Genomic DNA, 14172 nt, shown 5'->3' with positions numbered 1-14172 from the left:
GTTTTAAATACGGAACCGAGAATCTGATGAGTGACTATAAATCAACCCTGAATTTGCCGGAAACAGGGTTCCCGATGCGCGGCGATCTCGCCAAGCGCGAACCGGGAATGCTGGCGCGTTGGACTGATGATGACCTGTACGGCATCATTCGTGCGGCCAAAAAAGGCAAAAAAACCTTCATTCTGCATGATGGCCCTCCTTATGCGAATGGCAGCATTCATATTGGTCACTCGGTTAACAAGATTCTGAAAGACATTATCGTGAAGTCCAAAGGACTCACGGGTTATGACTCGCCTTACGTTCCGGGCTGGGACTGCCACGGTCTGCCGATCGAGCTGAAAGTAGAGCAGGAATACGGCAAACCGGGCGAGAAGTTTACCGCCGCTGAGTTCCGTGCCAAGTGCCGCGAATACGCAGCGACCCAGGTTGACGGTCAGCGTAAAGACTTTATCCGTCTTGGCGTACTGGGCGACTGGTCGCATCCGTACCTGACCATGGACTTCAAAACCGAAGCCAACATCATTCGTGCGCTGGGTAAAATCATCGGTAACGGTCACCTGCACAAAGGTGCGAAGCCGGTGCACTGGTGCGTTGACTGCCGTTCCGCGCTGGCGGAAGCGGAAGTTGAGTATTATGACAAAACCTCCCCGTCCATCGACGTGGCGTTCCACGCCGCCGATCAGGACGCGGTGAAAGCGAAATTTGGCGTTTCTGACGTCAACGGCCCGATCTCTCTGGTTATCTGGACCACTACCCCGTGGACGTTACCGGCGAACCGCGCAATCTCTCTGGCACCTGATTTTGACTATGCGCTGGTGCAGATTGACGGCCAGGCTGTGATTCTGGCGAAAGATCTGGTTGAAAGCGTCATGCAGCGTATTGGCGCGGCTGAATACACCATTCTCGGCACCGTTAAAGGCGCTGAGCTGGAACTGCTGCGCTTTACCCATCCGTTTATGGGCTTTGATGTACCAGCTATCCTTGGCGATCACGTTACGCTGGATGCGGGTACCGGTGCGGTTCATACCGCTGGCGGTCACGGTCCGGATGACTACGTCATCAGCCAGAAATACGGTCTGGAAATCGCTAACCCGGTTGGCCCGGACGGCGCATACCTGGCGGGTACTTACCCGGATCTGGACGGCGTGAACGTCTTTAAAGCCAACGACAAAATCGTTGCGCTGCTGAGCGAAAAAGGCGCGCTGCTGCACGTTGAGAAGATGCAGCACAGCTACCCATGCTGCTGGCGTCACAAGTCACCGATCATCTTCCGTGCGACGCCGCAGTGGTTCGTCAGCATGGATCAGAAAGGCCTGCGCGCGCAGTCCCTGAAAGAGATCAAAGGCGTGCAGTGGATCCCGGACTGGGGCCAGGCGCGTATTGAATCGATGGTTGCCAACCGTCCTGACTGGTGTATCTCCCGTCAGCGTACGTGGGGTGTGCCGATGTCTCTGTTTGTTCACAAAGACACCGAAGAGCTGCATCCGCGCGCTATCGAACTGATGGAAGAAGTGGCTAAACGCGTTGAAGTTGACGGCATCCAGGCGTGGTGGGATCTCGATCCGAAAGATATCCTCGGTGACGAAGCTGACCAGTATGTCAAAGTCCCGGATACGCTGGACGTGTGGTTCGACTCTGGTTCAACCCACTCCTCCGTCGTGGACGTACGTCCTGAGTTTGCAGGCCATGCGGCAGATATGTATCTGGAAGGCTCTGACCAGCACCGTGGCTGGTTCATGTCATCTCTGATGATCTCCACCGCCATGAAAGGCAAAGCACCTTATCGCCAGGTACTGACTCACGGTTTCACCGTTGATGGTCAGGGCCGTAAGATGTCCAAGTCTATCGGTAACACCGTTTCTCCGCAGGATGTGATGAACAAACTGGGCGCGGATATTCTGCGTCTGTGGGTGGCTTCAACCGACTATACCGGTGAAATGGCTGTTTCTGACGAAATCCTGAAACGTGCTGCCGACAGCTATCGTCGTATCCGTAACACCGCGCGCTTCCTGCTGGCGAACCTGAATGGGTTCGATCCGGTTAAAGACATGGTGAAACCGGAAGAGATGGTGGTGCTGGACAGGTGGGCGGTAGGTTGTGCGCAAGCGGCGCAGGACGAAATCCTGAAAGCCTATGAAGCCTATGACTTCCACGAAGTGGTACAGCGCCTGATGCGCTTCTGCTCCGTCGAAATGGGTTCGTTCTACCTCGACATCATCAAAGACCGTCAGTACACCGCGAAAGCGGATAGCGTGGCGCGTCGTAGCTGCCAGACAGCGCTGTTCCATATCGCTGAAGCGCTGGTTCGTTGGATGGCGCCGATCATGTCCTTCACCGCCGATGAAATCTGGGGCTACCTGCCGGGCGATCGTGAGAAGTATGTCTTTACCGGTGAATGGTACGAAGGTCTGTTTGGCTTAGGCGAAACCGAAGCGATGAACGATGCCTTCTGGGACGAGCTGTTGAAAGTGCGTGGCGAAGTGAACAAAGTCATCGAACAGGCGCGTGCGGATAAGAAAGTCGGTGGTTCTCTGGAGGCTGCAGTGACCCTGTACGCTGAACCTGAGCTGGCGGCGAAACTGACCGCGCTGGGCGAAGAGTTGCGTTTTGTACTTCTGACCTCTGGTGCGACGGTTGCGGATTATGCAGCGGCTCCTGCTGATGCTCAGCAGAGCGAACTGCTCAAAGGTCTGAAAATCGTACTGAGCAAAGCCGAAGGTGAGAAATGCCCGCGCTGCTGGCATTACACTACCGACGTCGGCCAGGTGGCGGAACATGCAGATATCTGCGGACGCTGTGTCAGCAACATCGCCGGTGATGGCGAACAACGTAAGTTTGCCTGATGAGTAAGCCTCTTTGTTCAACAGGACTACGCTGGCTGTGGCTGGTGGTAGTCGTGCTGATTATCGATTTAGGCAGCAAATACCTGATCCTCCAGAACTTTGCTCTGGGGGATACAGTGTCGCTGTTTCCGTCGCTTAATCTGCACTACGCGCGTAACTATGGTGCGGCGTTTAGCTTCTTAGCCGACAGCGGCGGCTGGCAACGTTGGTTCTTTGCCGGCATCGCCATCGGTATTTGCGTCATCCTGATGGTGATGATGTATCGCTCGAAGGCGACGCAAAAGCTGAACAACATCGCGTATGCGTTAATCATTGGCGGTGCGCTGGGCAACTTGTTCGACCGCCTGTGGCACGGCTTCGTGGTTGATATGATTGACTTTTACGTCGGCGACTGGCATTTCGCGACCTTCAATCTGGCCGATACTGCTATCTGTATCGGCGCGGCATTGATTGTTCTCGAAGGCTTCCTGCCGTCGAAAGAGAAAAAAGCCGCATAAAAAAATGCCGGATGGCGCTATGCTAATCCGGCCTACAATATACTGCGATCCTTGTTTGCCCGGTAAGCGTAGCGCCACCGGGCAAACAAGCGGCAGCAATTTTAAAGAGCAACCTGCATGTCTAAATCAGTACAGAGTAACAGTGCGGTGCTGGTGCACTTCACCCTTAAGCTCGACGATGGCTCCACCGCAGAGTCAACCCGCAATAACGGCAAGCCTGCGCTGTTTCGCCTGGGCGACGGTTCTCTGTCTGAAGGACTGGAACAACACCTGCTGGGGCTAAAAGAAGGTGATAAAACCACTTTTGCTCTGGAACCGGATGCCGCCTTTGGCGTGTCAAGTCCGGACTTAATTCAGTATTTCTCGCGTCGGGAGTTTATGGACGCGGGCGAGCCAGAAATTGGCGCTATCATGCTCTTTACCGCAATGGACGGCAGTGAGATGCCTGGCGTGATCCGCGAAATCAACGGTGATTCGATCACGGTTGATTTCAACCATCCGCTGGCCGGGCATACCGTTCATTTTGATATTGAAGTGCTGGAAGTCGAACCGGCACTGGAGGCGTAAAATGCAGATCCTGTTGGCCAACCCGCGCGGTTTTTGCGCTGGCGTAGACCGCGCTATCAGCATTGTGGAAAACGCGCTGGCTATTTATGGCGCGCCGATTTATGTCCGTCACGAAGTGGTGCATAACCGCTATGTGGTGGATAGCCTGCGCGAGCGCGGCGCTATTTTTATCGAGCAAATCAGCGAAGTGCCGGATGGCGCGATCCTGATTTTCTCCGCTCATGGCGTATCTCAGGCGGTGCGTAACGAAGCCAAAGGCCGTGACCTCACGGTTTTTGATGCGACCTGCCCGCTGGTAACGAAAGTGCATATGGAAGTTGCCCGCGCCAGTCGTCGTGGCGAAGAATCCATTCTGATTGGGCACGCCGGGCACCCGGAAGTCGAAGGCACAATGGGCCAGTACAGCAACCCGCAAGGGGGAATGTATCTGGTTGAATCACCGGATGATGTGCTGAAACTGAATGTGAAAAATGAAGGAAAATTATCCTTCATGACGCAGACAACGCTTTCCGTTGACGACACTTCTGACGTTATTGATGCGCTGCGTCAACGCTTCCCGAAAATTGTCGGGCCGCGCAAAGACGATATCTGTTATGCCACCACCAACCGTCAGGAAGCGGTTCGCGCGCTGGCGGAACAGGCTGATGTTGTGCTGGTGGTCGGCTCGAAGAACTCCTCTAACTCCAACCGTCTGGCTGAACTGGCCCAGCGAATGGGGAAAGCGGCGTATTTGATTGACGATGCGACCGACATTCAGGAAGCGTGGGTGAAAGAAGCGAAGTGTGTGGGCGTGACGGCCGGAGCCTCGGCGCCGGATATCCTGGTGCAAAACGTGATTGCTCGCCTGCAAGAGCTTGGCGGTGGGGAAGCGATCCCACTGGAAGGCCGCGAAGAGAACATCGTTTTCGAAGTGCCGAAAGAGCTGCGTGTGGATGTTCGTGAAGTAGAGTAAGTCTTTCCGGTTACGATTATGAGAAGATGCCAGACTTAACGTCTGGCATTTTTTATGGAGAAACCATGCGCTTACCGATCATTCTTGATACCGATCCCGGCATTGATGATGCCGCGGCCATTGCCGCCGCGCTGTTTGCCCCTGAGCTGGATCTGCAACTGATGACCACGGTAGCAGGCAATGTGTCGGTGGAAAAAACCACCCGTAATGCGTTGCAACTGCTGCACTTCTGGAATGCGGATGTTCCGCTGGCGCAGGGAGCATCAATGCCGCTGGTGCGACCGCTGCGTGATGCCGCTTCCGTGCACGGCGAGTCCGGTATGGAAGGGTATGAATTTGTCGAGCACGACCGGCAGGCGATGGCAAAACCCGCCTTCCAGGCGATTCGCGATGCGCTGATGCATGCCCCGCAGCCCGTGACGCTGGTGGCAATTGGCCCGCTGACCAATATTGCGCTGCTGCTGACCCATTATCCTGAATGCGTATTCAACATTCACCGTCTGGTGATTATGGGCGGCTCTGCCGGACGCGGGAACTTCACACCCAACGCCGAGTTTAATATTGCTATCGATCCCGAGGCCGCCGCGAAAGTCTTCCAGAGCGGGCTGGAGATTGTGATGTGTGGGCTGGATGTCACTAATCAGGCTATGCTCGCCCCGGACTATCTGGCGACGCTCCCCCAACTTAACCAGACGGGGAAAATGCTGCATGCGCTGTTTAGCCATTACCGTAGCGGCAGTATGAATACGGGGCTGCGAATGCACGATCTGTGTGCCATTGCCTGGCTGGTGCGCCCGGAACTGTTTACCCTGCAGCCGTGTTTCGTGGCGGTTGAAACCCAGGGCGAATATACCTCGGGTACGACGGTGGTGGACATCGAAGGACGCTTGGGGCATCCGGCAAATGCGCAGGTTGCGCTGGATCTTGACGTTGAGGGATTCCAGCAGTGGGTGGCAGAGGTGCTGGCACTGGCCCCTTGAGGCTGTGATCCGGCCCGCAATATGCAGACAGAATTAGCAGGTTAATCGATTAATCTGCTAATCTGATCCTGTTGTTCTCCTCGGGCCGGAGACACATATGAACCTTTCTTTTATCCAGCCACCGCAGGTGGCGTGGGCAAGCGGCGCTTTGGCCGATGGCCCGTTATTGCGCAAATCTACCCGTATTCAGGATCTTACTGACGTTTTTGCCGATGAAAACGCCCGTCAGCAGTTGGCTGGCGAGCATGTCGTGTATGACGTTGAGATGCTGGATACGTCTTCCGCTGAAGGTGAACTCTACACCGGCGTTACCCATCTTTATCCTGGCCGGGTCGGCTGCGAGTATTTTATGACCCGCGGGCATTTCCATGCGCGTCGCGAACAGGGGGAAGTCTATTTTGGTCTGCGTGGCACCGGTTTGCTGCTGTTGCAAACCGAACAGGGCGACGCGAGGCTGGAAAAGGTATTCGCCGGATCCGTCCACATTATCCCCGGCTTTACCGCGCACCGGTTAATCAATACCGGGGAAGAGGTGCTGTCGGCGCTCGCCGTATGGCCAGGGATTGCGGGACATGATTATGCGGCGCTCGCCAGGGGTTTCAGAATAAGGGTCATTGAGGAAAATAAGAGGGTTCAGGCGAAGGAGGTACAGAATGGCTGACTTAGCGCATTCGTACGGCCTCGATATGACGGTTCATCATCACCCGCTTGGTTTTAGCTATGGGGATGAGGTTACCGGGCCGATGCCGGAAATTCGGCAACTCGATGACATTCGCACCTCACTGCGCGATCCGCATTGTGAGGGGCCGCAAGAGGTGTATGCCATTGCGATGGATGTGGCGCGAATGCAGGATCGCGAAGAGTTGAAAAAGCGGATGCTGTTATTTGGCGTGGTGACCTATGCGGCGGGACGGTTGGGGGAAGAGCCGGTGCGTAGTCAGGGACATATTCATCGTATCAGCCAGCACAGCGGCTGGTCCCCGCCGGAGCTGTACGAAATCTGGCAGGGAAAAGCGATAATCTATATGCAGGAGTATGTTGAGGACGACCCAGGCCGCTGTTTTGCTGTAATCGCCGGACCCGGTGAGAAAGTGTTGGTACCACCCGGTTGGGGGCATGCGACCATATCCGCAGATCCGGATGTCCCGTTAACCTTTGGCGCGTGGTGCGATCGTGAATATGGTTTTGAGTACGATGCCGTGCGTGCGCATAAAGGGTTGGCGTGGTACCCGTTACTGCAGGGAAACAACGTTATCTGGCAGCATAATCCGCGTTACATTCCCGGACGACTGCAGGCCGTAACGCCCCGACAATATACGGAGTTCTCGATTACTTCCGCACCTGTTTACCAGCAATTCGTTGAGGAACCGGCGCGTTTTCAATTTATCTCGCGCCCGGACAAGCATCCCGAGCTGTGGCAAAACTTTCACCCATAAAGAGCCGGGGCCATAGCCCCGGTACTGATTTTGTCTGGCCTACAAACTGAAAAACGCGGCACAGTACAGTAGGCCGGATAAGCGTACGTGCCATCCGGCAAATGACAGGCACTACCCCGCAAACAGGCCCGTGGCGACGCCGAGGGCGGCCAGTATCAACAGTAAAATCATCGCTTTCACTGGCGACACACCACGCTTGGCCATCAGATACCAGGTGCCAAGTACCACAATCAGCGGCAGTAACTGCGGGAAGATACCGTCCAGCATCTGTTGAACATGGATATTCACCCCATCTTTGGTAATAAATTCCAGCCCGGTGCCAAGCTTAACGTAACTTGCCGCTACGCCCCCCATGACAAACACGCCCAGCAGCGATAACGCTTCACGCAGACGGGCAGACTTGCTGCTCACCAGCATTTCCACCGAGCCGGAACCCATCTTGTAGCCTTTCAGGAACAGGAACCACGAGCCGGGAATGATGATGGCCAACCAGGCAACGGTATAAAACAGCGGCCCCAGAATATTACCGCCGGCCGCCAGGGCCATACCGATGCTGAGCAGGATAGGGATCAGCATGCCAGGGATCATTGAATCGCCGATCCCGGCAATAGGGCCCATCAGACCAACTTTCAGGGTATTGATGGTCTCCCCATCGATCGGCTCACCGTTCGCTTTTTTCTCTTCCAGCCCCAGCACCATGCCATTTACGATCGCGCCTATCTGGGGTTCCGTATTATAAAACGAGGCGTGGCGGCGCAGCATTTCAGTACGTTGGGCTGCGTCGGGATAGAGCTTTTTCGCCACCGGAAGCATGCTCAGACAAAAGCCAAAAGATTCCAGACGTTCAAAGCTCATCGATGACAAGTTGTGCATCATCCATGCGCGCCAACAGCGGCGAAGATCTTTACGCGTAAGTGTACGTTCTTCCATCAGAATTCATCCTCATCATCATCGGCTACCGACTTTGCATTCGCGGCCTGCGGCGGTTCCGGTTTGTAGTTGTAATGGATCAACGCCAGCAGTGAACCGACGATCACCAGCGCGACCATGTTGAGTTTTAAAAAGACGATGCAGACAAAACCGACGAGGAAGTAGATCAGCATGGTGTAGTTTTTGATGATCTGCTTGAGCAAAATCGCGATCCCGACGGCGGGTAAAATGCCGCCCAGTACGTTCATCGTCGACAGAACAATTTTCGGCAAACTGTCCATAAAGCCGCTGATGTATTGCGCCCCGAAGTAGACCGCAATAAAGGTCGGAACAAAACGCAGGACAAAGTTTGTCACCTGTGGCCAGACGGCGCTGTTCAGGTAAATACCGCGTTCATCGCCCCGTTCCAGCGCCACATCTGCCCGGTGGTTCCAGAAAGAGTTCAGTACCATCATCGCGTTAAACAAAATGGTTCCGGCGATACCGATGGTGGCCGCCAGCGCGACCGCGACCTCGGGTCCTTTTCCGGAAAGGATCCCTAAAGCAATTGCCGGGTAAGCGACAAAGTTGAGGTCGGCGGGCATTGAACCGCCGGGCGTGACCATCGCGATATACACCGCCTGAACCGCAACGCCAATCATGATCCCGGTTTTAATGTCGCCGAGAATAATCCCGACCAGCATTCCGGAAATCAGCGGGCGGGTGATCAGGTACCAGCCGCCGGTCAGTCCCAGCAGCCAGGGACTGCTGAGGGCGCCGAGATAGCAAAGTATGCCAATCAACGTAGCTTCGATAATCATCGTGCGCTCCTTATTTCAGCTTCTGACGTGCGTCCTGCCAGCTGTAGCAACTGGCATCAGGCACCAGGCGAAACTCAACCAAGTGCCCATGCTGCGTTAGCCAGTCAAAAGCGGCAATTTCATCCCCGTTGACAGACTGATTCGGGCCGATGGTGGTGGTATCAGCACGAGCACTCATTGGACCCACATTAATCTTGCCGTTGGCATTTTTCAGGCTGATACCCGCTTCTTCAATGCGTTTCAGCGTCACGGGGGATTTACCAATGACAAAATAACGCTTCTCGCTGGCAATGACTTTTGGCAGTTTTTCAATCGCGGTGGCCGTATCAAACAACCAGACTTTGGTGTCCTGTACAGCGCCTTTCATCACCGAAGAGAGCAGAGGGTCGGCCGCGACGGCGTCGTCTATAGCGACAATTCCGTCACAGGGCAGCTCTTTGGCCCAACGTGTCACGAGCTGCCCATGGATTACGCGGTCATCGATACGTACAAAAGAAATACTCATAGTGGTTTCCTTTAAAAATCGTCGGACTGAACGGATAAAACCGGGGCGGCTTTAATCAGCGTGGGTACCGTCAACGCCAGCAGCTCGACGGCTGCGGCATGAACGTCCGTTAAATGGCAGATCTCTTCGCTTTGTAACAACATTGGGAAATTGACTCCCGCCACAACGGCAACGGGAGGAACCGTTTGTGCAGAAAACGCATGATGGCAGGCGACATTCCACGGCGTACCGCTTTGCATGTCACACAACACCAGAACGCCGTCAGCGTCTTTCCCGGCACTTGCGAGAACCTGAGAGAACGTCTGTTTAAACCCTTCGATACCTGCCTGTTCACTCAGCGTGACGGGATAAACATGCGGTAATTCTCCGTAAACCATACGACCGCTGGCGAGAAGCGCTTCCGCCAGGGGACCATGGGTGGCAACAATAACGTTAATCATGCGCTTATCCTCTGACCCAGGCTTTAATCGTGGCGAGCTGTTGACCGATGCCTTTGCCAAACGGCGAAATGCGGTACTCCCCAACGGCGGCTGGAATGATAAAGGTCTCTGCATAGTTGACGACAAACGGGGCAAACGCGCCGCTCGGGCTTTCAACAACGGCCTGAGCTCCTTCGACCAGGTTCAGGACGTTTACGCCGCCATGGGTATGATGAGTGACCGGTGCCGTAAACCAGTGGCGACGCGTTTCGATAAACTCGCGTTCGTGCATTCCGGTTCTTTCTTCTCGCCAACCTTCTCCTTCAGCGATAGGTTCAATACGGTTGACCAGGTTGTCGTGCACCCATTGCGTGTCACGCTGCCAGTCAATAACCTGCTGACCGTGATCCAGATGCACCGGACGCGGTAAGCCGTCTAACCCTAAGCGACCCCAGTCCCACAGTTTGAAGGTGAAAATATACGGCGTTGCGCTGATCTCCAGCACCATGGTGCCAGCTCCCGAACAATGGACGGTTCCGGCGGGGATCAGGAAGTGATCGTGTTTATGCGCAGGGATCTGATTCACGAATCGTTCATCATCAAACGTTTTTTCACCACGCCCTGCGGCCCGGAGATCGTCGAGCATATCCTGCGGCGCGATCCCGGTTTTGGTGCCGAGATACACTACGGCATCCGGCTCGGCTTCGAGAATGTAATAGCTCTCATCCTGGGTATAGTGCATGCCAAACTGCTGCTGAATATATTCGGTGAGCGGATGAACCTGAAAGCTCAAATTCTGGCCGCCAATAGTGTCGAGGAAATCAAAACGGATCGGGAATTCCGCGCCAAAGCGCGCGTGAACTTTTTCGCCCAGCAGGGGGCGGGGACAGGTCAGCACCAGATCCTGAGAGGGGATCTCGATCCGCACGTTGCCAAAACGCAGTAACAGGCTGTTTTCCTCGGGCACGCAATCAAAACACCACGCGTAATTGGGGGCTGAGGGATCGAGATCGAAGTGTTGTTTCATCCATTGCCCGCCCCAGACGCCTGGGTCAAAGAAAGGGGCAACGCGAAACGGTTGTTGGGTGGTTTGTTGCAGACCGGCGCGTAGCGCGTCGCCGCTGACCATCGCGGGACTATTTTCTACCGTGGTATCGAGCAAATAATCGGTGCGTTTGAGTAACGGCGTTTTGTGTTTGTCGAATACCCGCCATTCAATGAAAAAAGCACGTTTGTAACGACGAAGAATATCTTCATCCTGGTTTTCTGCCCCCCAGTTACCCAGCCCGTCATGGCGCATGCGCTGCTGAATTTCCCAGCGCGGAAGGTCAGCATAAACCAGCACGTCACCCGGGTGCGCCAATGCAGCGCCAGAGCCGTATACCACGACCAGCCCTTCACTAACGGCATCAATCTGTTGGCGGAGCAGGCTGAGTTTGTCGCTATCAAAAAATTCATCCAGGTGATGACAGGAAAGCACGCCGAATACGCGATCGTCGGTCAGGTTACGCGCCAGTAAATCATGCAGGGCCTGCTCATCGCGGCGGGCGGATTCAATATTCAACACCAGTGCGGCATCTAATGTCGTCACGAGCTGTTGCTCCAACTCTTCAAGCCGCACGCCCGGATAGCAATCCACGATCAATACGGTTTTGGTTGCGCCAGAAATCCTGGTGTTAATCACTGAATGGATCGACGACCAACCCTGCCAGGCGTGGTTGTCATAGCCCTGAACGTTAACCTCAGGGAATTTATTATAGGTTGTATGCATTTTCTGTCTCCGTGTTGGCTTATTTAAGATTAATCGATTAACCTTATTTTCATAGAGTGGTTAACGCGATTAACCCGCCATAATCAGAATCCCGTGCGGTGAAAAGCGCGTTAGCGTGATGTGAATCACACGTAAAAAGACAAGATTTCGGTTATTCGATTAACCTTCGTAATAAATCAGGAGAAGTCATGACAACAGTCACGTTGGCGCAGGTAGCGGAACGCGCGGGAGTCTCCACGGCAACCGTTTCAATGGTATTGCGTAACCGGGGGCGTATTTCTCAGGCCACGCGTGACCGCGTGCTCAAAGCGCTGGACGATGCCGGCTACGTTTATAATCAAACCGCCGCCAACCTGCGTAACCGGAGCAGTAATCAGGTCGGATTGTTGTTACACGATATCACTAACCCTTTTTACGGTGAGATGACGGCAGGGCTGAGCCATGAGATGGAGCGGCATGACCTGCTGCTGTTTCTGGCAAACAGCGAAGAATCAGGAGAACGGCAGCAAAAATTTGTCGACTCGTTGATGCGCAATAATGCCTGCGGCATGGTGCTCTGCGCGGCGCGCGAAACGCCGACCTCCTTCTTTGAAGCGCTGAAAAGGCGCAATATTCCCGCCATCATGGTGGTTCGTCCCCTTAGCGATCCTGATTTTGATTTTGTGGGCACTGATAACTTTCTCGGTACGCAAATGGCCACTACCCATTTAGTCAAAATGGGGCACAAGAATATTGCGTTTATTGGGGGGAGCCCAAGTTCCGGGAGCCGGGCGCAGCGTATCGGTGGATTCACCAGCACGTTGCTGGAGTACGGAATATCGCCGAATCCGGAATGGATAGTGGCGACGCAGGCCAGCCAAATTGACGGCGCAAAAGTGGCGGAGTCGCTTCTTCTGCGCTTCCCGCAAATTACCGCCGCCGTTTGTTACCAGGATATCGTGGCGCTTGGGGTCATGCAGGCATTACGTAAAATGGGGCGCGAACCTGGGCATGATTTTGCGCTGGTGGGGTTCGACGACATCACTGAAGCGGCGCTAGTTCAACCTGCGCTCACCACCGTGTCGGTGGCGGCAAAAGAGATAGGTCGCAAGGCCGGGGAACTGCTTTATAGTCGCATTCAGGGAAATGACGAACCACCGAAACGTATTATTCTGCCGCCTGCGCTGGTGGTCAGAGAATCATGTGGTTTTAGCTGATCGTCATGCCTTTTACTGATATCTCTGCCTGTTTATCATTAAATTCTAATTATCGACGTTTTCGGCTGGCGGCGCAGCGTTGTGCTGGTTAATCTGAAAACGATTTACGTAAAATTAACAAAAGAGAATAGCTATGCATGATGCACAAATCCGCGTTGCCATCGCGGGAGCCGGAGGACGCATGGGGCGTCAGTTGATTCAGGCCACTCTCGGCATGGAAGGCGTACAGCTTGGTGCGGCGTTAGAGCGCGAAGGCTCGTCCTTACTGGGAAGCGATGCCGGAGAATTAGCGGGGGCCGGAAAAACGGGCGTTACCGTGCAAAGCAGCCTTGACGCGGTGAAAGATGATTTCGATGTTTTCATCGATTTTACCCGCCCGGAAGGCACGCTGGCGCATCTGGCGTTTTGCCGCCAGCACGGTAAAGGGATGGTGATTGGCACCACCGGCTTTGACGATGCCGGTAAACAGGCTATTCGTGATGCCGCGCAGGAGATTGCGATCGTTTTCGCCGCGAACTTTAGCGTCGGCGTGAACGTTATGCTTAAGCTGCTGGAGAAGGCGGCGAAAGTGATGGGCGATTACACCGATATTGAGATTATTGAAGCTCACCACCGCCATAAAGTTGATGCACCGTCAGGCACTGCGCTGGCGATGGGCGAGGCGATTGCCGGGGCGCTGGATAAAGATTTAAAAGAGTGTGCCGTCTATTCGCGTGAAGGTTACACCGGCGAGCGCGTACCGGGCACGATCGGTTTTGCCACGGTGCGGGCGGGGGATATCGTCGGTGAGCATACCGCGATGTTTGCTGATATTGGCGAGCGTATTGAGATCACGCATAAAGCGTCCAGCCGCATGACTTTTGCCAATGGCGCAGTGCGTTCGGCAATTTGGCTAAAATCAAAGTCAAATGGTCTTTTTGATATGAAAGATGTGCTTGATTTACGCAATTTGTAGCTTTAATTACCCTTCGTGATGTGGTTATTGTAATCATAATCATTTGATTACATAGGGCAATATTTTATTGCCCTTTTATTTTTAGCTTCTGAATGTGTTTTTTCTTTTAATTGGTTATTTTTCCGTTTTTTGTTGGGTTATTCTGTTATCTCAATGTAAATTTTGACCAAATGGTCCACTTTTTTCTCTCCCGCATTCTGTTTTTACACTCTTTGCCTGCCGCAAGCGTTTTCCACTCTGAGTTAGCTGATCTTTTTGCCTGTTAAATCGTGTGATTTATCCCAGTGGCGCAAAATAATAATAAAAAAAGCCCTTTTGGGT

Annotated in this window: 14 protein-coding genes; 9 read left to right on the top strand and 5 right to left on the bottom strand. The window is 54.1% G+C overall.

The features are described 5' to 3' along the window. Nucleotides 1-26: 26 nt before the first annotated feature. The 7 genes from ileS to OGY33_RS23040 all read left to right on the top strand — a co-directional run bounded on the left by ileS (nucleotide 27) and on the right by OGY33_RS23040 (nucleotide 7275). Complete coding sequence (gene ileS, locus OGY33_RS23070) at nucleotides 27-2843, top strand: isoleucine--tRNA ligase (protein ID WP_003829724.1); 2817 nt, start codon at nucleotides 27-29, stop codon at nucleotides 2841-2843. Continuing rightward, a complete protein-coding gene (lspA, locus tag OGY33_RS23065; RefSeq protein ID WP_003018932.1) occupies nucleotides 2843-3340 on the top strand; it encodes a signal peptidase II in 498 nt (165 codons plus the stop codon). Before ileS ends, lspA begins: the two co-directional genes overlap by 1 nt. 117 nt (nucleotides 3341-3457) lie before the next feature. After that, nucleotides 3458-3907 carry an FKBP-type peptidyl-prolyl cis-trans isomerase gene (gene fkpB, locus OGY33_RS23060; protein ID WP_003018929.1) on the top strand — a complete coding sequence of 150 codons (450 nt, stop codon included), beginning with the start codon at nucleotides 3458-3460 and terminating at the stop codon, nucleotides 3905-3907. Nucleotide 3908: 1 nt separating this feature from the next. Then, nucleotides 3909-4859 (top strand): 4-hydroxy-3-methylbut-2-enyl diphosphate reductase, encoded by a 951-nt coding sequence (gene ispH, locus OGY33_RS23055; RefSeq protein ID WP_003018925.1) that lies wholly within the window; start codon nucleotides 3909-3911, stop codon nucleotides 4857-4859. Between the two features lie 65 nt (nucleotides 4860-4924). Continuing rightward, nucleotides 4925-5839, top strand: coding sequence for a ribonucleoside hydrolase RihC (rihC, locus tag OGY33_RS23050; RefSeq protein ID WP_048214974.1), 915 nt, complete (start codon nucleotides 4925-4927; stop codon nucleotides 5837-5839). 97 nt (nucleotides 5840-5936) lie between these two features. Beyond that, entirely contained in the window at nucleotides 5937-6500 is a 564-nt protein-coding gene (locus OGY33_RS23045; protein WP_048214973.1) for a glucose-6-phosphate isomerase family protein, read from the top strand. Beyond that, on the top strand, nucleotides 6493-7275 hold the full coding sequence (locus OGY33_RS23040) for a glucose-6-phosphate isomerase family protein (protein ID WP_048214972.1): 783 nt from the start codon (nucleotides 6493-6495) through the stop codon (nucleotides 7273-7275). The genes OGY33_RS23045 and OGY33_RS23040 overlap by 8 nt, the downstream gene beginning before the upstream one ends. Before the next feature lie 111 nt (nucleotides 7276-7386). On the opposite strand, the gene OGY33_RS23035 is transcribed toward OGY33_RS23040, so the two are convergent. From OGY33_RS23035 to OGY33_RS23015, 5 genes are read right to left on the bottom strand one after another with little or no spacing between them, the layout of a single operon-like run. Further along, nucleotides 7387-8205, bottom strand: a complete 819-nt coding sequence (locus OGY33_RS23035; protein ID WP_016151643.1) for a PTS system mannose/fructose/sorbose family transporter subunit IID — start codon at nucleotides 8203-8205, stop codon at nucleotides 7387-7389. Beyond that, nucleotides 8205-9005, bottom strand: a complete 801-nt coding sequence (locus OGY33_RS23030; RefSeq protein WP_048214971.1) for a PTS mannose/fructose/sorbose/N-acetylgalactosamine transporter subunit IIC — start codon at nucleotides 9003-9005, stop codon at nucleotides 8205-8207. Before OGY33_RS23030 ends, OGY33_RS23035 begins: the two co-directional genes overlap by 1 nt. Before the next feature lie 10 nt (nucleotides 9006-9015). Next, the gene (locus OGY33_RS23025; RefSeq protein WP_003837349.1) at nucleotides 9016-9510 is read right to left on the bottom strand and encodes a PTS sugar transporter subunit IIB; all 495 of its coding nucleotides are present in this window, start codon (nucleotides 9508-9510) and stop codon (nucleotides 9016-9018) included. An 11-nt stretch (nucleotides 9511-9521) separates the two neighbouring features. Beyond that, entirely contained in the window at nucleotides 9522-9950 is a 429-nt protein-coding gene (locus OGY33_RS23020; RefSeq protein WP_048214970.1) for a PTS sugar transporter subunit IIA, read from the bottom strand. A gap of 4 nt (nucleotides 9951-9954) precedes the next feature. Next, nucleotides 9955-11700, bottom strand: coding sequence for a class I mannose-6-phosphate isomerase (locus OGY33_RS23015; RefSeq protein WP_048214969.1), 1746 nt, complete (start codon nucleotides 11698-11700; stop codon nucleotides 9955-9957). Nucleotides 11701-11888: 188 nt separating this feature from the next. On the opposite strand from OGY33_RS23015, the gene OGY33_RS23010 reads away from it, so the two are divergent. Both OGY33_RS23010 and dapB read left to right on the top strand, forming a co-directional pair. Continuing rightward, nucleotides 11889-12896, top strand: coding sequence for a LacI family DNA-binding transcriptional regulator (locus tag OGY33_RS23010; protein WP_048214968.1), 1008 nt, complete (start codon nucleotides 11889-11891; stop codon nucleotides 12894-12896). A gap of 133 nt (nucleotides 12897-13029) precedes the next feature. Continuing rightward, nucleotides 13030-13851 carry a 4-hydroxy-tetrahydrodipicolinate reductase gene (gene dapB / locus OGY33_RS23005; protein WP_048214967.1) on the top strand — a complete coding sequence of 274 codons (822 nt, stop codon included), beginning with the start codon at nucleotides 13030-13032 and terminating at the stop codon, nucleotides 13849-13851. Nucleotides 13852-14172 lie beyond the last annotated feature (321 nt).

This window comes from Citrobacter sp. Cpo032, from assembly GCF_030332975.1.
In the GTDB taxonomy this organism is placed as follows: domain Bacteria; phylum Pseudomonadota; class Gammaproteobacteria; order Enterobacterales; family Enterobacteriaceae; genus Citrobacter; species Citrobacter portucalensis.
The sequence above is the reverse complement of the archived record's forward strand: the minus strand, read 5'-3'. Positions and strand labels throughout refer to the sequence as shown.